The organism is Mesorhizobium sp. B2-5-4 (assembly GCF_006441095.1).
In the GTDB taxonomy this organism is placed as follows: Bacteria; Pseudomonadota; Alphaproteobacteria; order Rhizobiales; family Rhizobiaceae; genus Mesorhizobium; species Mesorhizobium salmacidum.
In genome coordinates this window covers 153,326-173,207 of sequence record NZ_VFUR01000008.1, presented here as the reverse complement: position 1 = coordinate 173,207, position 19,882 = coordinate 153,326, and the positions used below count along the sequence as shown (strand labels likewise).

Below are 19,882 nucleotides of genomic sequence, written 5' to 3'. Positions count from 1 at the left end.
GCAGCCGGCTGTCCTTTCCGCCGACACAGATGCAGCGCATTGCCTCGCCGACGCCACCGGATCCTGCTTTCCAGACGGGGTGTGGAACCAGCAGTCAGCCCGCAGCTTATCTACGGACATTTTGCGTGGAGCCGTCATGCTGCAGAGAACCGGATCGTCGCGTAGCCGATTGGCTGGCGGTGATAGCGTACCCAAGAATCGACCACAGATTTCCGCCCGGGATACCGCGCTCACCTATGTCAGCGATGCCGAGCCCGGCATCCGCCGGCTGAAGGCTGGCAAGGGCTTCGCCTACAAGGGACCGGACGGGAGAGCGGTCTCCGATGCCGACAGGGCGCGCATCGCGGCCATCGTCATCCCCCCGGCCTGGACCGATGTCTGGATTTCGCCCGATCCGAATGGGCATATCCAGGCGACCGGGAGGGATCAGCGGGGGCGCAAGCAGTATCGCTATCATCCGCAATGGGCCGAGGAGCGCGACGGTGTCAAATATTCCAGCCTCGTCGCTTTTGCCGAAAGCCTGCCGGACCTTCGGCGCAGAATCGACAGCGACTTGCGCCGTCACGGCCTGCCGCTCGAACGCGTCGTCGCAGCGGTGGTCTGGCTGCTCGACAACACGATGATCCGCGTCGGCAACGCGGCCTATGCACGCGATAACAAGAGCTTCGGCCTGACGACGTTGCGCGATCGGCATGTCGACATCAAGGGATCGAGCCTGCGCTTCGCCTTCAAGGGAAAGTCCGGCAAGGAATGGAGATTGAAGCTGGTGGACCGCCGCATCGCCGGGATCGTTCGGGGCGCGCAGGACCTGCCGGGCCAGAAACTGTTCCAGTATCTCGACGAGAGAGACGACAGACGCCCGGTCCGCTCCGACGACGTCAACCGCTATATCCGGGACGCCGCCGGCGACGCGTTCAGTTCGAAGCATTTCCGCACATGGGGCGGCACCATCCATGCCGCGTCGCTGTTTGCACAGACGGAACTGCCTGAAAGCCAGGCACAGCGAAAGCGGGCGATGAACAACATCATCGACAAAGTGGCCGAACGGCTGGGCAATACGCGCGCGGTCTGCCGCAAATGCTATATCCACCCGCAGGTCTTCGAGGCCTGGAGCGAAGGACGGCTGCTTGCCGAAATGGCGGAAGCCAACAAGCGCAAGCGATCCATAGACGGTCTCGATGAGGAGGAAGCGCTCGTGCTGAGATGGTTGAAGACGCAGGAGAGTCGATCGGCGGCAATCAGCGGCCGCTGAATCCGCGGCGTCTCGATTTTTTTTATCGACGCCATGTCGGGATCGGCCCTACTGTTTCGTCCTTTGCTACAGAAAGGACCCTCCATGCTCTATGCCATCCTCTGCTACGCCTCCGAAGATGTCGTCTGCTCCTGGAGCAAGGAACAGGACGACAAGGTCATGGCCGACCTGCTCGGTGTCCAGGAGAAGTATGCCAACGCCGGCCGGCTTGGGCCCGTGGCGCGGCTTTTGCCGACAACTGCGGCAACGACGCTGCGGAAAGTGAAAGGCGAATCGCTGGTCATCGACGGGCCGTTCGCCGAAACCAAGGAACAGTTCCTCGGCTTCTATACGCTCGATTGCGCTGACCTCGACGAGGCCGTCGAATTCGCCCGCGAGCTTTCCGAGGTCAACCCGAGCGGCGGTTCCTATGAGATCCGGCCGGTATCGGTGTTCCATCCAACCAGGGTTCCAGCATGACCGAATTCGCCTGGATAAGCTCCGCGATCAGCGCTGCCCGCCCACAAGCGATGGGCGCACTGCTGCGCTATTTCCGCGATCTCGATACCGCGGAGGAAGCTTTCCAGGATGCTTGTCTCAAGGCGCTGAAGAACTGGCCGCAGAACGGGCCGCCACGCGATCCCGCGGCCTGGCTGATCTTCGTCGGCCGCAACAGCGGCATCGACGCGGTGCGCAAGCGCGCCAAGCAAGCGCCGATGCCAGAGGAAGACCAGATATCCGATCTGGAAGACGCCGAGAGCGATATCGCGGAGCGGCTGGACGGCGCGCATTACCGCGACGACATCCTGCGGCTGCTGTTCATCTGCTGTCACCCTGATTTGCCCGCAACACAGCAGATCGCAGTGGCGCTGCGCGTCGTCTCCGGCCTCACCGTCAAGCAGATCGCGCGCGCCTTCCTGATCGGCGAGAGCGCGATGGAGCAGCGCATCACCCGCGCCAAGGCGCGCATCGCGGACGCCGGCGTGCCGTTCGAGACGCCAGGCGCGGTCGAGCGCTCCGAGCGGCTCGCGGCGGTCGCGTCCATGGTCTACCTGATCTTCAACGAGGGCTATTCGACCAACAGCGGCGAGGCGCCGGCCCGCGCGCCTCTGTGCGAGGAAGCGATCCGGCTGGCACGGCTGCTGCTCAGATTGTTCCAGACCGAGCCGGAGATCATGGGGCTGACGGCGCTGCTTCTCCTGCAGCACGCACGCGCACCGGCACGTTTCGACGATGATGGCGAGATCGTGCTGCTCGAGGACCAGGATCGAAGCCTGTGGAGCCGCAAGATGATCGACGAAGGGCTGGCGCTGGTCGACAAGGCCCTGCGCCACCGCAAGCCCGGCCCTTACCAGGTGCAGGCGGCGATCGCGGCGCTCCACGCGCGGGCCGAGAAGGCCGAGGACACGGATTGGGTGGAGATCGACCTGCTCTATGGCCTGCTCGAACAGATGCAGCCGTCGCCGGTCATCACGCTCAACCGTGCGGTCGCGGTGGCCAAGGTGCGCGGACCGGAAGCGGCGCTGGCGATGATCGAGCCGCTCGAGCAGAGACTATCCGGCTATTTCCATTTCTTCGGCCTCAAGGGGGGGCTCTTGATGCAACTCGACCGGGGCGAGGAGGCACGCATTGCCTTCGACCGCGCCATTGCGCTCGCCAACACGGCGGCGGAAGCAGCCCATATCCGCATGCATATCGACCGTCTGATCAAAGACGGCGCCGTGCGCGCGCCGGCCAAAAAGGCAAACTAGACTAAGCGCCCTCTGCCAGTTCTGCTCCAAGGGTCGTCTGGCTCAATCGTGCAGCCTGGGCTTGGACCATGCCGGGGTGGCGATTTTCCCCTGAAACAGGTAATGGCACGCCATGATAGCCCCTTCCAGCCGCAACGGCGCGGGAAGGCATGGCGCAAGACGTTGACCCACGCCACACGAGCGGCGGGATCTGAAAGGGACAAAAATGACGATAGCGAAGGAAACGGCCGAGCTTCTGGCGAAATTGGGCGTGGCCAAGGAGGCGCTTGTCGGCGGCGACCTGATCGTGCGCAGCCCGGTGACGGGTGAGCAGATCGCGGCGCTGAAGACGATCTCGCCAGTCGACGCGGCAAAGACCATTAATGACGCCCACCAGGCATTCCGGTCCTGGCGGCTGGTGCCGGGTCCCAAGCGCGGCGAACTGGTTCGGCTGCTGGGCGAAGAACTGCGCGCGCACAAGACCGAGTTGGGCCGGCTGGTGTCGATCGAGGTTGGCAAGATACCCTCCGAAGGGCTCGGTGAAGTGCAGGAAATGATCGACATCTGCGATTTCGCCGTCGGTCTCTCACGGCAATTGTACGGTCTGACCATCGCCACCGAGCGTCCCGGCCACCGTATGATGGAAACCTGGCATCCGCTCGGCGTCGTTGGTGTCATCTCGGCTTTCAACTTCCCGGTCGCCGTGTGGTCGTGGAACGCAGCGCTGGCGCTGGTCTGCGGCGATGCAGTGGTATGGAAACCTTCCGAGAAGACGCCGCTGACGGCGCTTGCCTGCGAGGCGATCTTCAAGCGCGCGGTCAAGCGCTTCGGCGCGGACGCACCGCAAGGCCTGGCGCCGGTGCTGATCGGCGACCGTGCCGTCGGCGAGATCCTGGTCGATCATCCGAAAGTGCCGCTGGTTTCGGCCACCGGCTCGACCCGCATGGGCCGGGATGTCGGTCCGCGCCTGGCCAAGCGTTTTGCACGAGCGGTGCTGGAACTGGGCGGCAACAATGCCGGCATCGTGTGCCCGACGGCCGATCTCGACATGGCGCTGCGCGCCATCGCCTTCGGGGCAATGGGCACGGCTGGCCAGCGCTGCACGACGCTGCGCCGCCTGTTCGTCCATGACAGCGTCTACGACGCCTTGGTGCCGCGGCTGAAGAAGGCCTATCAGAGCGTTTCGGTCGGCAATCCGCTGGAGACCTCGTCGCTGGTCGGGCCGTTGATCGACAAGGCAGCGTTCGATGCCATGCAGAAGGCCCTGAGCGAAGCGACCGCCCATGGCGGCAAGGTGACCGGCGGGACACGGGTCGAGAATGGCCATCCGGATGCCTATTATGTCCATCCGGCGCTGGTCGAAATGCCAAAGCAGGTTTCGCCAGTAACGGAAGAAACCTTCGCGCCGATCCTCTACGTGATGAAGTATTCGGATTTCGACGCTGTGCTTGACGAGCACAATGCGGTCGGTGCCGGCTTGTCGTCGTCGATCTTCACCCGCGACCTGCAGGAATCCGAGCGCTTTCTCGGTGTCGACGGTTCGGATTGCGGCATCGCCAATGTCAATATCGGCACCTCAGGCGCCGAAATCGGCGGTGCCTTCGGCGGCGAGAAAGAAACCGGCGGCGGACGCGAGAGCGGCTCCGATGCATGGAAGGCCTATATGCGCCGCGCCACCAACACGGTGAACTATTCCAAGGCGCTGCCGCTCGCCCAAGGCGTCTCGTTCGACATCGATTGAGAAAGCCGCCCGCGATCAGTGTCGATCAAGCTCGGCGAGCATCAATCGACACAGGTGGAGGGTGTACACGCGGCAGTAACGCCGGACAGGCTCTGACGCCTGTCCAGCGTCGGCTTTTCGTGACTGGGCGCTGGCCGAGCCAGCCGACGCTGCCGAGGTCCTTGGCGTCGCGCAGCCACGCAAACGCGGAACCGGTCAATCCACCTGTTCTGGCACAATTCCGGACGGAAAACGCTTCACAGTTTTCCTGGAATGACTCTCATGCGCGGCGCTGCTCAGCCGTCGCCCTGCGATGCCGGAAAACAGGCCTTGAAGGCGGTGTCGACGACGGCCAGCTTGGCGGCCTGGACGGTCATGTATTCCTCGTAGAATCCGTGCGACACCCACATCACCGAATGGCCACGCTGACCAAGCCAGCCAATGCTGCCGAGTTCCTCCGCCGTGCGCAGTTTGCGGCCGAGATGGGTCCGCGACAGCTTGAGCCATTTGGCGAAGTCACCTATCGAAACCACGCCCGTCGGAATCCGCTCCAGGCCGGCGTGGTTGGGGTCGATGCCCGACATCAGCCAGTCCATGACGATGCCGCCATTGTTGAGCCAGATGAACAGGGAGAAGGTCTGGTTGGGTTCGCGCACCGGCTTGGACGCAAGCAGGCCGTCAGCCACCAGCGGCTGCAGCGTGGCAAGCATCTCGGGCCGCTCCAGGAATCTGGCCAGCCGGTCGCCGCCGTCGATGTGGTCGAGCGTGCGCAGATGGGCTGTTACCCAGCCGGTGAATCGCTCGATGGTGGCCGCTGTCGGCTGCAGGGGATGCGTGCGGCCGTCGCCGCCCGCCACATACTCGGCGATGTTGTAGTGCAGCATCTCCTTGATGAAGGCGTCCGCCGTGTTGCGGCTGGCCACCGCGTTCTTGTGCACGACCTCGATGAAACGCGATACGGTCAGCTCCTTGCGGCGGTCATTCGGGTCTCGCCTGAAGTGCATGGCAAGGCCGACATGACCCAAAAGCCAGCGCTGCTGTGTGGCAAAGATGGAAGCCAGGCGCGGGCTTTCCTCATAGATGCGGATCAGGGACTGCGACTGTTCCTGAACGTAGCGGTGCAAGGCCGGATGGCCGGCTATGTCTTCCAGATTCAGCGCTGATCTCCCGATGCTTTGAATCAACTCGGATGGCGAGGTTGCGTTCCCCATTTTTCAGTCTTCAACACGCGTGTCCAGACGTACCAATTGCGGAGGACAGCGCCAGTCGAGCCACAGATCCACGGCGACGATTTCATGGCGCATTTCGCCAACTGCTTGCTATGGCTTGGAAAACACCTCCCAACAATGGTCAGCCGAACGGTGGGATCCAGCCACGCGAGCGGCGTCACGCGACGGTCGCCTGCAGGGGCCGGTTGCTGGCCATGGCGGCGTCTTTCACCCCATCATCCGCGAAGTCGATTTCTGCTGGAAAGGTTCGATCCCAACTTCCGGCCGGAGCTCAGCCCGGCCTGGCGGGTCGCCTTCACTCGGCGGCCTGAACCTGGTTGGCCGCGATAATCGCGCGAATCTCGGACCGGCAGGAGCCGCAATTGGTGCCTGCCTTCAGCGCGGCGCCGATGGCGTCCACGGTGGTGCAGCCAGCGGCCGCGGCAGCCGTGATCTGGTTGACCCCGACGTTGAAACAGGAACAGACGGTCGCGCCGGCATCGGGCCGTCCGGCACCGGCGCGACCGGCAACGATCCTGAAGCGCTGACGCTGGCTGGCGTGGACCTCGCCGAGTTGCTCGGCCGCCCAGCCGCGCGACACCGCGACCGGACCTGGCGCGATGAACAAGGCACCCGTCAGATGCTCGCCATCGAAGGCGGCGATGCGGTGTTGGCCGGCCTCGCGGTCGTGATAGGCGAGAACTTCGGCATCCGCGGTATCGAAGAGCGAACCGGCGAAGGCCGTCCAGTCGACATCGTCATTGGCAAAGGCAAGCTCGACCCGCCAGCCGCCCCGGCATCTGGCTACCGCCCAGTAGTCGGCGGCCATCGTCGTGGGTCTTTTGCGTGTCACGGCAAAGCCGAAGGTCCTGGCGGTGAATTTCTCGATGCTGGCCGCGACATGCTTCAACGCCGGCTGGCCTGACACCGGATCGGTAAGCGATGCGGTGAGCGTGTCGAGCCGGGCCCTGGCGGCGAATAGGTCCGTCCAGTGCATCGGCGCGAACAGGCTGCCCCGGCGCTGGCGCGTGGTCACCAGCGCGCGGACCAGCACCTCGCCGCGCGGGGTCGAGACGCGTGCGATGTCGGCATCGCCAATGCCGTGGCGGTGCGCATCCACTGGGTGGATTTCGACAAAGGGCTCGGCGATGTGCTGGGACAGGCGCGGGCTTTTGCCCGTACGCGTCATAGTGTGCCAGTGGTCGCGGATGCGGCCGGTGTTGAGGATGAGCGGGAAATCGGAGGTGATGCGGGTTTCGACGGTTGGGCGGATGGCGATGAAGCGTGCCTTGCGGTCGGGCGTGTAGAAGTTGCCGTTGGCGAAGAAGCGGATGGATTGGTGCCCGGTCGGGGTGAGGGGGGTGCCTGGGCTCGGCCCTGGCCATTGGAAAGGCGCTAGCGCGTCGTAGTCTTCTCTATCGACACCAGCATAAGCGCCAATGTCGAAATCGCGCTCGCCGTCATTCTCGAATGCCGACAACGCGGCGTGCTCGGCAAAGATTTCCGCCGGCGTCTCATGCGCAAACGCCCCGTCAAAGCCCATGCGCCGCGCCACCTCGGCAATGATCCACCAGTCGGGCCTCGCCTCGCCGGGGACCGGCAAGAACGCGCGCTGGCGCGAGATGCGGCGCTCGGAATTGGTGACGGTGCCATCCTTCTCGCCCCAGGCCGTCGCCGGCAGCCGGACATGGGCATGGCGGACCGTGTCGGTCTCGGCCAGCACGTCCGACACTACGACGAAGGGACAGGCCTTGATCGCCGCTTCGACGGCGCCTGCATCCGGCATCGAATCGACCGGGTTGGTGGCCATGATCCACAGCGCCTTGATGCGTCCGTCGGCAACCGCCTTGAACATATCGACCGCCTTGAGGCCCGGTTTCCCTGCAATCGCCGGCGCATTCCAGAAGCGCTGCACGCGTTCGCGATGCTCGGGGTTTTCGATCTCCATATGGGCGGCGAGCATGTTGGCCATGCCGCCGACCTCGCGGCCGCCCATGGCGTTGGGCTGGCCAGTGACAGAGAACGGCCCGGCGCCCGGTTTTCCGATACGGCCAGTGGCGAGATGGCAGTTAATGATCGCATTGACCTTGTCGGTGCCCTGGGACGACTGGTTGACGCCCTGGCTGTAGACGGTGACTGTCTTTTCCGTCCTGGCGAACAGGCTGTAGAAACGGCCGAGTTCGTCTTCGCTGAGCCCCGTGGCGGCAGCGACGCCGGCAAGGTTGAGCGCCGAGGCGGCGAACAGTGCTTGTCCAAAGCCGGACGTATGCGCCGTGATATAGGCACGATCGAGCGCATTGTGCTGGCCGAGCCAGGCGAGCAGGCCGGTGAACAGGGCGACGTCGCCATCCGGCGCGATCGCCAGATGCATGTCGGCGATGTCAGATGTCACGGTGCGGCGCGGGTCGACCAGCACCACCTTCATCTCGGGCCGTTTTTCGCGGGCGGCCGCGATGCGCTGATAAAGCACCGGATGGCACCAGGCGAGGTTGGAGCCGACCAGCACGATGAGATCGGAGAGTTCCATATCCTCGTAGGTTCCCGGCACGGTGTCCGAACCAAACGCGCGGCGGTGCCCGGCGACCGAGGACGCCATGCAGAGACGCGAATTTGTGTCGATGTTGGCCGAGCCGACAAAACCCTTCATCAGCTTGTTGGCGAGGTAGTAATCCTCGGTCAGCAACTGGCCGGAGACGTAGAAGGCGACCGCGTCGGGACCATGTTCGGCAATGGTTTGGCAGAAGGTCGAAGCGACGAGGTCGAGCGCCTCGTCCCAAGACGAGCCGTGGTCGTGGATTTGCGGATGGAGCAGCCGGCCGTCGAGGCCGATGGTCTCGGCGAGCGCGGAGCCCTTCGAGCAGAGCCGGCCGAAATTCGCCGGATGATCGGGGTCGCCACGGACGGACACCTGCCCGTCCGTGGCGATCTTTGCCAGTACGCCGCAGCCCACCCCGCAATAGGGGCAGGTGGTCCTCACCTCGCGTGCTTCGTCAATCTCCATGGTTCAGGCCGCGCGGCTGGCCAGCGCTTCCAGCGCGATGAACAGGCGCTCGCCTTCCCGCTTCACCGGGATAGTGCGCACGGCGCCCTCGTCGGCGCCAAGCGCCTTGCCCGTCTCCAGCGAGATCACCCAATTGTGCAGAGGACACGTCACGGCCGCGCCATGGACGATGCCCTGGCTCAGCGGTCCGCCCTTGTGCGGGCAATGGTCCTCGATGGCGAAGACCTCGTCGTCCGCCGTGCGAAAGACGGCGATCTTGCCTTGCGGTGTGGCGACACAGCGCGCGCCGCGCCGGGGAATATCGGAGATGGTGCCGATCGCGATCCAGTTCATGATTGTCACTCCGCCGCCTGCGCAAACCCGACCGAGGCCATGGGCCGGAACTCGTGCTTGTCCTTGCCGGAGACGCGCTCGGACCACGGATCGACCTGGGCGAATTTCTGCGAAAAGACAAAGCGCTCGTAGTAGGCCTGGCGCTTCTCGCCGTCGTCCATGATCTGGCGCTTGACCTCGGCTATGCCGACGCGCTTGGCCCATTTGTAGATGCGTTCGAGATAGCGGCCCTGCTCGCGATACATCTGCGTCAGCGCCACGATGTGCTGCAGCGCTTCGTCTTCGGTCCTGACCAGGCCGAGCACTTCCGTGCCCTTGATATCGAGACCGGCGGCACCGGCGAAGTGGATCTCGTAACCACTGTCGACGCAGATCACGCCGACATCCTTGCAGGTCGCCTCGGCACAGTTGCGCGGACAACCCGATACCGCCATCTTGACCTTGGCGGGGGTCCACGAACCCCACATGAATTTCTCGATGCGGATGCCGAGCCCGGTCGAATCCTGCGTGCCGAAGCGGCACCAGTCGGAGCCGACGCAGGTCTTCACTGTTCGCAGGCCCTTGGCATAGGCATGGCCCGAGACGAAGCCGGCCTGGCCGAGATCGGCCCACACCGCCGGCAGGTCCTCCTTGCGGATGCCCAGCATGTCGATGCGCTGGCCGCCGGTGACCTTGACCATCGGGATCTCGAATTTGTCGACGACGTCGGCGATGGCGCGCAGTTCGGCCGCATTGGTCACGCCGCCCCACATGCGCGGCACCACCGAATAGGTGCCATCCTTCTGGATGTTGGCGTGGACGCGCTCGTTGATGAAGCGCGACTGGTAGTCGTCGGCATACTCGTCCGGCCAGTCGCAGACGAGATAGTAGTTGAGTGCCGGCCGGCATTTGGCGCAGCCGCAGGAGGTCTTCCACTCCAGTTCCTGCATGACCGCCGGAATGGTCTTCAGGTGCTTGGCCTTGATCAGCCGGCGTACTTCGTCATGGCCGAACGTGGTGCAGGAACACATAGGCTGCACCGCGGCCGGGTTGTAGGTGTCACCAAGGGTCAGCACCATCAGCTTTTCGACCAGCCCTGTGCAGGAGCCGCAGGAGGCCGACGCCTTGGTGTGGGCGCGGACGTCGTCGAGCGAAGTCAGGCCCTTGCCCGTGATCGCGCCCGTGATCTTGCCCTTGCAGACGCCGTTGCAGCCGCAGATTTCCGCATCATCCGGCAAGGCTGCAACGGCCGCCATAGGGTCCAGCGGGGCACCCCCCTGGTAGGACTGGCCGAAGATCAACGTATCGCGCATTTGCGATATGTCGGTCTGCTTCTTCTTCAGGTCGTTGAACCAGGCGCCGTCAGCCGTCTCGCCATAGAGCACGGTGCCGATGATGCGATCATCCCTGAGCACCAGGCGTTTGTAGACGCCGGCGGAAGCGTCGCGCAGGACGATCTCCTGGCGGTCGTCGCCATCGGCGAAGTCGCCGAGCGAAAAGAGGTCGATGCCGGTGACCTTGAGCTTGGTCGGTGTGTCCATGTGGACGAAGGCGGCGGTCTCGTCGCCGGCAAGCTGATGAGCGGCAACACGCGCCATCTCGTAGAGCGGCGCCACCAGCCCGTAGACAGTGCCGCCCACCTCGGCGCACTCGCCGAGCGCGAAGATGTCGGGGTCGTTGCTGCGCATCCCGGCATCGACGACGATGCCGCGGTTGACGGCGATGCCTGCATCCTTGGCCAGCGCCGCATTCGGCCTGATGCCGACCGCCATCACCACCAGGGTCGCCGGGATGATTGTGCCGTCGGCGAGTTCCACCTGCTGGACCTTGCCATTGCCTGTGATCGCCTGGGTGTTGGCCTTGGTGATGACCTTGATGCCGCGTTGTTCGACGGCGCGCTGCAGGAGATAGCCGGCGGCCGGATCGAGCTGGCGCTCCATCAGCGTCGGCATGACATGGAGCACGGTGACATCCATGCCTTGCGAATTCAGCCCGGCCGCGGCCTCGAGCCCGAGCAGACCGCCGCCGATGACCACGGCCTTGGCGCGCGACTGGGCGGCAAGCATCATCGCGCGGACGTCATCCAGGTCGCGATAGGTCAGCACGCCCGGAAGGTTGTGGCCCGGTACCGGGATGATGAACGGCACCGAGCCGGTGGCGATGACAAGCTTGTCGTAGGGCTCGGTCACGCCGTGATCGGAGGTGACGGTCTTCGCTTGGCGGTCGATGGCTACGATCTTGTGGCCCTTGTAGAGGGTGATGCCGTGCTTGATGTACCAGCCGTCGCCATGGATGATGATTTCCTCATAGGCCTTTTCGCCTGACAGCACGGGCGACAGCATGATGCGGTCATAGTTCACGCGCGGCTCGGCGTTGAAGATGGTGACGGCGTAGCGGCCCGGCGCCTGTTCCAGCAGATGCTCCAGCATGCGCCCGGGGGCCATGCCGTTGCCGATGATAACGAGTTTTTCGGTCATGTGCTTACTCCGCTCCCGTGTCACTCTGCGGCGTAGGAAAGGTCTGGAGCTTCGGCGGCTGTCGCGCGCTCCATGCGCCGGATGGAAAAGTGCATCCAGGCAAAGCAGGTGACGACGATCAGGAAGAGCAGCATGAAGCAGCTCGACCAGACGCCGGTGAGGTCGTTGAGCGCGCCAAAGGCGATCGGCAGGATAAAGCCACCGAGACCGCCGATCATGCCCACCACGCCACCAACCGCGCCGACACTCTGTGGATAATAGGCGGGAATGTGTTTGTAGACGGCGGCCTTGCCAAGGCTCATGAAGAAGCCGAGCACGCAGGCAACGGCAATGAAGGCGAGCGGGCCGATCTCGAAATGGAAGGCGATCGGCCCGCTGATGCCGCGTACGACGTAGTCTGCCGAGGGGAGAGACAGAATGAAGGTCGCGACGGCACTGACCGCGAAAGTCCAATAGAGCACGGTGCGGGCGCCGATCCGGTCGGAGAGCACGCCGCCATAAGCGCGGAAGACACTTGCGGGAATTGAATAGGCCGCGCCGATCATGCCGGCGGTCGCGAGACCGAAGCCGTAGACGCCGATCAGATAGCGCGGAAGCCACAGCGACAACGCCACGAACGCACCGAAGGCGAAGAAATAGTAGAAGGCGAAGCGCCAGACCTGCAGGTTCTTGAGCGGCGCGAATTCCTGCCAGAAGCTCCTCACGGGTGTCGCCTTGCCGGCACGGCGCTCGCGAATGACGGGGTCATCGCCGGTGGTGAACCAGAAGACGACAGCCATGACGACCAGTGCCGCCGCCCAGATCAGCGCAACCGACTGCCACCCCCAGGAAAGAAGCACGAACGGCGCCAGGAACTTAGTGACCGCGGCCCCGACATTGCCGGCCCCGAAGATGCCGAGGGCCGTACCCTGCTTGCCGGCGGGGAAGAAGCGCGAGACGTAAGACACGCCGACGGCGAAGGAGCCGCCGGCTAGCCCGACGCCGAGCGCGGCGACCAGCATCTGCGCGTAGGTGTGCGCAAAAGCCAGCAGGAAGGTCGCGATTGCCGCCGCAAGCATGGTCGCGGTGTAGACCAGCCGCCCGCCAAAGCGGTCGGTCCAGACGCCGAGCACCATGCGCACGAGGGAACCGGTGAGGATCGGCGTGCCGACGAGCAGGCCGAATTCCGTCTCATTCAGCCCGAGATCCTGCTTAATGCGCACGCCGATGATCGAAAAGATCGTCCACACCGCGAAGCAGACGGTGAAGGCGATGGTGGACATTACGAGCGCCTGCCGGGGAGCAGTGTCCTGGCTGGGCGCGGCTGGGAGATTTGCGGTCATGTCAGGCTCCGGTTTGCGGCATCGCCGCGCTCGTTCTTGGGTGGTGAATGCGGTGCGGCATAGGTCAGCGCGAAGAGGCCGCGCCTTGCGCGATCACTTGCGGAGCCTTGCCCTCTGGTTTGGTGCCGGTGGGAAACAGCAGGAGCGCCACGGTGAACAGCACCGCGGTCATCGCGCTGCTCACCAGAAAATCGCGGCGGGTGAAATCCTTCAGGGATGTTGTTCCGATCCGTTTCGTCATCGTCGTCTCCGGTTGGGCGCCTTGGGAACGGCGCTCCGTTGATTGCGTGTTCGGGTCCAAAACAAAAAAGCCGCCGTCCAGGCCCTCGCGTCCGTACATCCGGGATCGCGTGTAGACCTGAGCGGCAGCTTTGCCTGTGGCGCCCGCCATTGGACGCCTGTTCGATTGCCCGAGAAGGGCTCGTTTATTTCAATGCAGGAACCGTGCCAGTTTCCGAACTGGCTGGAATGTCTAACGAAATCAGTTAGATCGCCGACTCATGGTTCGGTCGCGCCAGCAACGGATAAGGTCAAACATTGACCAATCCGGTCGATGGATCGCATAAATTTTGTGCAATGCACAAGAATGGCGCGCGAATGATCAGCGGCGCGACTGGCTCGCAATATAGGCGTCGATCTCGTCGGGATCGAAGATCTGGCCGTCGAAGAAGCCGTCCGGGCCAAGCACCAGGCTCGCGCCCGCCGAGCCCACCGGCGTCGCCACCTTCAGCGCGCCCTCGACCTTGGCATTGGCGCCGGGCAGCGCGACGCCGAGCGGCTTCAGCGCCGAGCGGTACAGATCTGGCCGGTAGCAATCGCGGGCGATGGCAAGGTTTTCCGGCGTGTGCGCGACATGCCCCCAGCGGACCATCTGCGTGTAGAACCACAGCGCATGGCTTTTCCAGGGGAAGTTGGCCGCCTTGTCGAACGGCACGAAGAAGTCGTCGATGTCCAGCTCCGCCCCGCCGCCCAGCCGGAGACGGCCAGTCAGGATCGGCATCTGGACGGCCGGCGGCAGGCCAAGGAAGCCACGTTGCGCCATCACCGCGGCCAATTCGTCGCGGTTCGCGGGATCCTGGCACCAGCGCGCCGAGTGATGCAGTGCGCGCAAGAGCGCCGCCAGTGCCTCGGGGCTCTGTTCGGCCCAAGCCTTGCGCGCGCCGATCACCTTCTCGGGGCTGTTGCGCCAGAGCAGCGCCTTGACGGTGACGATATGGCCGGTGCCGGCTGCCACGGCGGCGCTGTTCCAGGGTTCGCCGACGCAATGGCCGTCGATGCGGCCGGCTGCCAGCGCGTCGGCCATGAAGGGCGGCGGCACGATGACGATCTCGATCTCGCGAGAGGGATCGATGCCGCAGGCGGCAAGCCAGTAACGCAGTTCGTAATTGTGCCCGGAATGCGGATGCACGACGGCAAAGCGCAGTGGGTCGCGGCCGGCGGCCGCCCGCTCGCGGATGAACGCGCCAAGGGCCGCGCCGGCGCGCATCGGATCGAGATCGGGCACGGCGCCGTGCGCCTCCATACCGGCCCAGACGGCGTTGGAGATGGTGACGCAGTTGCCGCCGAGCCCCAGCGAAAAGGGCACGATGGTCTCGGAGGCGAGGGGGGTGAGGCCAAGATTGCAGGCGAGCGGCATCGGCCCGAGCATGTGCGCGAGGTCGAAATGGCCGATGGCGATGCGGTCGCGGATGTTGGCCCAGGAGGTCTCGCGGTGTAGCGTGAGATCGATGCCTTCGCGCGCGGCAAAGCCCAGTTCGCCGGCAGCGACCAGGACGGCGCTATCGAAAAGCGGCATGAAGCCGGCGGTGATCTGGTGCTCGGCGCCCATGTCTATTCGTCCTCCGCCGGTCCGAGAAGCCCGGCGGCAGTCACCAGGCTCTGGGCGATATCGCTGATCTTGCGGTTCTGGTTCATCGCCGTCTTGCGCAGCAGCGTGTAGGCGGCCTCTTCGGTCAGGCCGCGCGACTTCATCAGGATGCCTTTGGCGCGGTCGATCACCTTGCGGCTCTCGAGCTCGCTGCGCGCCTCTTCCAGCTCGCGCGCCATGCGCGAGAAAGCGTTGAAGCGGCTCACCGCCATGTCGAGGATCGGCTTGACGCGCTCCTGCCTCAACCCGTCGACGACATAGGCCGAAACGCCGGCATCGACCGCCGCCTCGATCGAGGCCTGGTCGGAACGGTCGACGAACATGGCGATCGGCCGCTTCACCGCGCGCGACAGCTGGAACATGTTTTCCAGCATGTCGCGGTTGGGGTTTTCCAGGTCGATGACGATGACGTCGGGCTCGATCTCGGCGATGCGGCGCGCAATGCCGCTGACGTCATGGATGACGGTGACCCGCTCATGGCCCGCCTCGCGCAAGCCGGCCTCGATTATCGAAGCGCGGATGCGGTTTTCGTCGATCACCAGGACGGCGAGTGAAGTTCGGATCATGCCGGCATTGTGGGCATGCTGGGGAATTTGTGCAATGCGGCAATAGCCGCGTCCGTGGAAAGGCGACGGACGTCAACGGCTATCCTTGGCGGCAATCCGCCAAGGATAGGATCAGGAGACGGAGCGGCCTCAGCCGCAGACGCGAACGTCCTCGAACACCCTGTGGTGGTGGCGCCAATGCACGATCGTTTCCGTGTGGCAGCGGTGGTGCCGGCGGTGCCAGCGGTAGCCGCCATTATCGTAGTCTTCGTACTGAGCGTTCCGGTCGCCATCGTATTCGTTGTCATAACGGCGCACATGATGACGGCGAACGACAATCCCGGAATCGTCATCCGAGGAATATTGGTTGTCGTCATCGGACTGGATCGTCAAACTTGCGGCTTGCGTTGGCGCAATGACTGAAGCCGTCGCGGCAAACGCCAATAGGGAAGCCAAAATCACCTTCTTCACGTTTCGTCCTCCTGGGGTTGACTGGCATCAACTCGCAACAGGAGGAGCTTGTTCCAGGGTACATACCACACGCTTTCCAACGCGGCGGACATCAAGACGTGACCGACGCGCGGCAAAAATCATTACAAATGGACGAAGGCGGTCAGCGGCAGATGATCCGAGGCCACGCGCGACAGCGGCGTGTCATGCGCTTCGACGGCCGCGATGATGCCGTGCCGGTTGGCCATGATCCGATCGAGCGCCAGCAGCGGCAGGTTGGACGGGAAGGTGGGGACTGCCGGTGGCTGCGGGCCGAAGGTCGCGTGCAGCGTGTTCAGCGCGGAGCGGTTTCCGAGCCGCCATTCGTTCAGATCGCCGAGCAAGAGCGTCGGCTTCTCATCGGGGCTGTTCATGAGATCGAGCACAACCTGGGCCTGCTGCGAGCGGGAGCGGCGCAGCAATCCGAGATGGGCCGCGATGATGCGCAATGATTGATTTCCGTCGAAATCGATCTCCGCCACCACGGCGCCGCGCGGTTCGAGACCCGGAAGCCTGATCTGATGCACGTCGCGAACGACGCCCCTTTTGAACAGCAGGACATTGCCGTGCCAGCCATGGCCTTTGCCTGTTGCGGAAATGGGCACCGGCACGAGGCCGGTTTCCAGTTCGAGACGGTGCAGGTCGAGAAGCCCGACACGGTCGCCGAAACGATTGTCGGCCTCCTGCAGGGCGATGACGTCGGGGGCGATCTCGCGGATGACGCGGCTGGTGCGGTCGGGATCGAATTTGCGGTCGACGCCGATGCATTTGTGGACGTTGTAGGAGGCGACCAGCGTCCCGGTGACGCCGTCCTTCTTCGGCGACAAGGCGTTGGCCTTGCGCATCCGCCTGTCGCGAATGGACAGGAGCATGCTGGCCGGCAGGCTGCGCCCGCTCATTCGCATAACGCGCCCATCATCCCTAGGGTTCTCACCATGCACCTGGAAATAGAGTCTTTCGGCCGATGTTCCATCATTGGTGACATGCTACCGGGCAAACACGTCGTTTTGTTAAAGATAGGATTTTTCTCGGAGATAATGGTTTTTTCTAGAGATAGGGCGAACCCAGCCAGAGGATGCGGTCGAACAGGCGGATGATGAAGGGACGCGCCCGTAAGGAGGCCAGCGTGACTGGAACAGCCGTTTCGATCGCCGTTTCGATCCGCCTCTCGATCTCGGTGGCGAAGCCTGCGTCGAGGACCTCCAGGTCGATCTCGAAGTTGAGCCGCAGCGAGCGGGCGTCGAGATTGGAGGACCCGACATAGGCCCACACGCCGTCGATCGAAAGCAGCTTGGAATGGTCGAAGGGTCCTTCCGTGCGCCATATGCGGCAATAATTCTTCAGGATCTGGTCGAATTGCGCGGTCATGGCGCGGTCGACAAGGAAGAGATTGTTCACCGCCGGCACCACGACATCGATCTCGACACCGCGCCTGGCCGCGGTGACCAGGGCACTGATCAGTTCCCGGTCTGGCAGGAAATAGGGCGACATCAGGCGTATCGACTTGCGCGCCACCGAGAAGGCGCCGATCAGCAGTTTGTGGTTGGTTTCGTTGCTGGCATCCGGCCCGGATGCGACCGCACGCACCAGCATCGGCTGGCCGGCGGGCGGCGAAACCGGTGTGATCCGCCAAGCATCGCCCTTCAGCGCCTCCTTGGTGGCGAAGCGCCAGTCTTCCGCGGCGACCGAGAAGAGGTCAGCGACGACGGGTCCGGTGACCTGGAAATGCGTGTCCCTGGCGCTGTTCGACCCGGCGAACTCCGACGAAAAACCCTTGCGGATGTTCATGCCGCCGGTAAAGGCAACCGTGCCGTCGATCACCAGGATCTTGCGGTGGGTCCGCAGGTTGGCATAGGGCAGGCGCAGGCCCATGACGATGTTGCCGTTGAAGACATCCGCCGTGATGTTGGCGCGGCGCAGATGTGCCAGGATGCTGGGGACGGAGTAGCGGGCGCCGACGGCATCGATCAGCACACGCACGGTGACGCCGCGCCGGACAGCGCCGGCCAGCGCTTCGACGAAAAGCAGGCCGACGCCGTCATTGTCGAAAATATAGGTCTCCAGCAGGACGCTGCGCTCCGCCCCATCGATCGCCGCGCACATTGCGGGGTAGGCCTCGTCGCCGCTCTCCAGCACGTCGATTGCATTTCCCGGGTTGAGCGCGCGCCGCGCCACCCTGTCGCCCAGCGTCCTGAGGCCGGTGAAGCGCTGTCCATAGCGCTCGACGATCAAGGCCTCTTCGGCGGCGACGTCGCGCTCATGCTTGGCCGACACCAGGCCTTCGGCAAGCGGGCGCTGGGCGCTGATCGTGGCGCGGCGGATGCGGTTGATGCCGGCCACCGCATAGATCAGCACGCCGAGGATCGGCGACAGCACCATGACGCCGACCCAGCCGGTGGCGGCGCGGACGTCCTCCTTGGTCATGACGGCATGGGCAATGCCGATGGTCGCCATCACCACCGAGATGATCGCCAGTATTTGGGTCCAGTGAATCACCAGGGTCTCGAACATTGCCGGGACTATCCAGCGAGCGCCCGCGGAAGGCAATGCAGCCGGCGATGTCCACATCCCTGCATGTGCAAGAACGGCCGGCGCACGGTTATTTGAGCAACTCAACCAGGACGCTGAAAGCGGCGTTCACCCCTGACCCCGGGGAAGCATAAAGCCGTTGTGATCCGGCGCCCCTCCCATTCTGCTTTGGTCTTCCAGGGCTTCCTGTACTTTGGTACCGCATCCGTTGTATATAAGGGGGAATGAAATTGCCGATGTAACACTTCGGCTGAAGGCGAGGGGGGCGCCGGATGATCACGTTCAACTTCGAAGGGCCGGGCGACGGCGATATGTCGGCCGATTGCCAGGACCAGTTGCTGCCTCTCGTCAACGGGATCGTCCTGGCTGCGGTGGCTGCCGGCTGGAACCGGGACGACGTTCTTCTGACTATCGTGGAACTCGCCTGGGATCTGTACGAGAACCGGCGCGGAGATCTCTAGCCGTTCATTTTTCCATCTTTATCTCGAATAAAGATTTTTATTTGCGCGTGGGAGTTCTTCCCAAGCCAAGGTGCGTGCGTTACGCTATCTTCCGGGTCGGGAAAGGGGATTTGAGGCGGCGTCGGACGGCTGAGGCAGTGCGAATGAAAAATGCGGACGAGGCACGGGAAAGCGGCGTTTCCCGAGGCATCGATCGGGAGCGAGCAGCTCGATACGTCCTGGACATCATTCCTGAAAGTGCAGGTCCGCGCAGGGCCACAGCGCAAGGAAGCGTGATTTATTCCGTTCGCGGGCCCGGCTCGCAGACATTCCTGGCCAAGGAGTACTCCGTAGGGATCGTGCTTGCGCCCATGCAGCCTGCGCATCGTTCGCCGTCTGGACGGATCGCTCACATGAACGGGCCTAGCGATGCAGGCCCGCTTCGCACAATCACGAATTATTTTCTAGAGGAACTGAGAAGGAAGCCTCGGGTTGAACTTCATCTTGGACGTATCAGGAGGCCGAAGAATGCCGGGCGATGAAGGTTTTCCCGGGTCAGTTTCTCGAATCAATTCGGCGCGGCAGCCGGCGCTCAATGCAAAAGGCGGGCTTTCTCCCCGCGCCGCACGCAAGGTGCAAGACTTCCTGCACGAGAACTTCACCCGCAAGCTGGCGCTTGCCGAAATGGCCGCGGTGTGCGGGCTGTCGTCCTATCATTTCGTGCGGGCTTTCTCGCGGACGTTCGGGGTGCCGCCGCATCAATATGTTCTCGACCTGCGCCTGGACCTCGCCGAAAGGCTGCTTGCCGACAGCCGCATGACGATCGCCGACATCGCTCATTCCAGTGGATTTTCAAGCCAGAGCCATTTTACCACCGTGATGAAGAAATACCGGCAGGTGACGCCATTGCAGGCGCGGGTAGGTAAGCTTAACGCCAAGGTTAGATGAAGGTCGACTTGCGGCGTTATTTCACTGCTTGGTATTAAAGCATCGTCTAAAGTAACGAGCCGT

General features: G+C 63.8%; 17 protein-coding genes. 6 read left to right on the top strand and 11 right to left on the bottom strand.

Features of this window, described 5'->3' with window-relative positions; genetic code table 11:
- Window positions 1–136 precede the first annotated feature (136 nt).
- The 4 genes from FJ492_RS12765 to FJ492_RS12750 all read left to right on the top strand — a co-directional run bounded on the left by FJ492_RS12765 (window position 137) and on the right by FJ492_RS12750 (window position 4,702).
- Window positions 137–1,252, top strand: coding sequence for a DNA topoisomerase IB (locus FJ492_RS12765; RefSeq protein WP_140770136.1), 1,116 nt, complete (start codon window positions 137–139; stop codon window positions 1,250–1,252).
- A gap of 84 nt (window positions 1,253–1,336) precedes the next feature.
- Entirely contained in the window at window positions 1,337–1,711 is a 375-nt protein-coding gene (locus tag FJ492_RS12760; RefSeq protein WP_015315946.1) for a YciI family protein, read from the top strand.
- Window positions 1,708–2,982 (top strand): RNA polymerase sigma factor, encoded by a 1,275-nt coding sequence (locus FJ492_RS12755; RefSeq protein WP_140770134.1) that lies wholly within the window; start codon window positions 1,708–1,710, stop codon window positions 2,980–2,982. Before FJ492_RS12760 ends, FJ492_RS12755 begins: the two co-directional genes overlap by 4 nt.
- Before the next feature lie 205 nt (window positions 2,983–3,187).
- Window positions 3,188–4,702 (top strand): aldehyde dehydrogenase family protein, encoded by a 1,515-nt coding sequence (locus tag FJ492_RS12750; protein WP_140770132.1) that lies wholly within the window; start codon window positions 3,188–3,190, stop codon window positions 4,700–4,702.
- Window positions 4,703–4,977: 275 nt separating this feature from the next.
- Here the strand turns inward: FJ492_RS12750 and FJ492_RS12745 are convergent, their stop codons facing one another.
- The 11 genes from FJ492_RS12745 to FJ492_RS12695 form a co-directional block, all read right to left on the bottom strand.
- Window positions 4,978–5,892 (bottom strand): hypothetical protein, encoded by a 915-nt coding sequence (locus FJ492_RS12745; RefSeq protein ID WP_140770128.1) that lies wholly within the window; start codon window positions 5,890–5,892, stop codon window positions 4,978–4,980.
- A 313-nt stretch (window positions 5,893–6,205) separates the two neighbouring features.
- On the bottom strand, window positions 6,206–8,890 hold the full coding sequence (locus tag FJ492_RS12740; RefSeq protein WP_140770126.1) for a nitrate reductase: 2,685 nt from the start codon (window positions 8,888–8,890) through the stop codon (window positions 6,206–6,208).
- A gap of 3 nt (window positions 8,891–8,893) precedes the next feature.
- Window positions 8,894–9,223, bottom strand: coding sequence for a nitrite reductase small subunit NirD (nirD, locus tag FJ492_RS12735; protein ID WP_140504078.1), 330 nt, complete (start codon window positions 9,221–9,223; stop codon window positions 8,894–8,896).
- 5 nt (window positions 9,224–9,228) lie between these two features.
- On the bottom strand, window positions 9,229–11,679 hold the full coding sequence (gene nirB / locus FJ492_RS12730; protein WP_140504077.1) for a nitrite reductase large subunit NirB: 2,451 nt from the start codon (window positions 11,677–11,679) through the stop codon (window positions 9,229–9,231).
- 20 nt (window positions 11,680–11,699) lie between these two features.
- Complete coding sequence (locus FJ492_RS12725) at window positions 11,700–13,001, bottom strand: nitrate/nitrite transporter (protein ID WP_140712656.1); 1,302 nt, start codon at window positions 12,999–13,001, stop codon at window positions 11,700–11,702.
- A 64-nt stretch (window positions 13,002–13,065) separates the two neighbouring features.
- The gene (locus FJ492_RS28760) at window positions 13,066–13,392 is read right to left on the bottom strand and encodes a hypothetical protein (protein ID WP_181166645.1); all 327 of its coding nucleotides are present in this window, start codon (window positions 13,390–13,392) and stop codon (window positions 13,066–13,068) included.
- A gap of 210 nt (window positions 13,393–13,602) precedes the next feature.
- Window positions 13,603–14,829, bottom strand: a complete 1,227-nt coding sequence (locus FJ492_RS12715; protein ID WP_181166644.1) for a CmpA/NrtA family ABC transporter substrate-binding protein — start codon at window positions 14,827–14,829, stop codon at window positions 13,603–13,605.
- Between the two features lie 2 nt (window positions 14,830–14,831).
- Window positions 14,832–15,434, bottom strand: a complete 603-nt coding sequence (locus tag FJ492_RS12710) for an ANTAR domain-containing response regulator (RefSeq protein WP_027144304.1) — start codon at window positions 15,432–15,434, stop codon at window positions 14,832–14,834.
- A gap of 129 nt (window positions 15,435–15,563) precedes the next feature.
- Entirely contained in the window at window positions 15,564–15,884 is a 321-nt protein-coding gene (locus tag FJ492_RS12705) for a hypothetical protein (protein WP_140712650.1), read from the bottom strand.
- 122 nt (window positions 15,885–16,006) lie between these two features.
- Window positions 16,007–16,807 carry an endonuclease/exonuclease/phosphatase family protein gene (locus FJ492_RS12700; RefSeq protein WP_140504068.1) on the bottom strand — a complete coding sequence of 267 codons (801 nt, stop codon included), beginning with the start codon at window positions 16,805–16,807 and terminating at the stop codon, window positions 16,007–16,009.
- 142 nt (window positions 16,808–16,949) lie between these two features.
- Window positions 16,950–18,413: a phosphatidylserine/phosphatidylglycerophosphate/cardiolipin synthase family protein gene (locus FJ492_RS12695; protein ID WP_140504067.1), complete on the bottom strand. Its 1,464-nt coding sequence runs from the start codon at window positions 18,411–18,413 to the stop codon at window positions 16,950–16,952.
- A gap of 290 nt (window positions 18,414–18,703) precedes the next feature.
- On the opposite strand from FJ492_RS12695, the gene FJ492_RS12690 reads away from it, so the two are divergent.
- Both FJ492_RS12690 and FJ492_RS12680 read left to right on the top strand, forming a co-directional pair.
- On the top strand, window positions 18,704–18,892 hold the full coding sequence (locus tag FJ492_RS12690; RefSeq protein ID WP_140770120.1) for a hypothetical protein: 189 nt from the start codon (window positions 18,704–18,706) through the stop codon (window positions 18,890–18,892).
- 507 nt (window positions 18,893–19,399) lie between these two features.
- Window positions 19,400–19,819, top strand: a complete 420-nt coding sequence (locus FJ492_RS12680) for an AraC family transcriptional regulator (RefSeq protein ID WP_140745499.1) — start codon at window positions 19,400–19,402, stop codon at window positions 19,817–19,819.
- Window positions 19,820–19,882: the final 63 nt, after the last annotated feature.

Bases quoted from the DNA above. Each gene is read 5' to 3' on its own strand.
- FJ492_RS12765 (WP_140770136.1), top strand. From the start codon at position 137: ATGCTGCAGAGAACCGGATCGTCGCGTAGCCGATTGGCTGGCGGTGAT.
- FJ492_RS12755 (WP_140770134.1), top strand. From the start codon at position 1,708: ATGACCGAATTCGCCTGGATAAGCTCCGCGATCAGCGCTGCCCGCCCA.
- nirB (WP_140504077.1), bottom strand. From the start codon at position 11,679: ATGACCGAAAAACTCGTTATCATCGGCAACGGCATGGCCCCCGGGCGC.
- FJ492_RS12745 (WP_140770128.1), bottom strand. From the start codon at position 5,892: ATGGGGAACGCAACCTCGCCATCCGAGTTGATTCAAAGCATCGGGAGA.
- FJ492_RS12710 (WP_027144304.1), bottom strand. From the start codon at position 15,434: ATGATCCGAACTTCACTCGCCGTCCTGGTGATCGACGAAAACCGCATC.
- FJ492_RS12760 (WP_015315946.1), top strand. From the start codon at position 1,337: ATGCTCTATGCCATCCTCTGCTACGCCTCCGAAGATGTCGTCTGCTCC.
- nirD (WP_140504078.1), bottom strand. From the start codon at position 9,223: ATGAACTGGATCGCGATCGGCACCATCTCCGATATTCCCCGGCGCGGC.
- FJ492_RS12680 (WP_140745499.1), top strand. From the start codon at position 19,400: ATGCCGGGCGATGAAGGTTTTCCCGGGTCAGTTTCTCGAATCAATTCG.
- FJ492_RS12695 (WP_140504067.1), bottom strand. From the start codon at position 18,413: ATGTTCGAGACCCTGGTGATTCACTGGACCCAAATACTGGCGATCATC.
- FJ492_RS12700 (WP_140504068.1), bottom strand. From the start codon at position 16,807: ATGCGAATGAGCGGGCGCAGCCTGCCGGCCAGCATGCTCCTGTCCATT.
- FJ492_RS12690 (WP_140770120.1), top strand. From the start codon at position 18,704: ATGATCACGTTCAACTTCGAAGGGCCGGGCGACGGCGATATGTCGGCC.
- FJ492_RS12740 (WP_140770126.1), bottom strand. From the start codon at position 8,890: ATGGAGATTGACGAAGCACGCGAGGTGAGGACCACCTGCCCCTATTGC.
- FJ492_RS12715 (WP_181166644.1), bottom strand. From the start codon at position 14,829: ATGGGCGCCGAGCACCAGATCACCGCCGGCTTCATGCCGCTTTTCGAT.
- FJ492_RS12725 (WP_140712656.1), bottom strand. From the start codon at position 13,001: ATGACCGCAAATCTCCCAGCCGCGCCCAGCCAGGACACTGCTCCCCGG.
- FJ492_RS12750 (WP_140770132.1), top strand. From the start codon at position 3,188: ATGACGATAGCGAAGGAAACGGCCGAGCTTCTGGCGAAATTGGGCGTG.
- FJ492_RS28760 (WP_181166645.1), bottom strand. From the start codon at position 13,392: ATGGCGGGCGCCACAGGCAAAGCTGCCGCTCAGGTCTACACGCGATCC.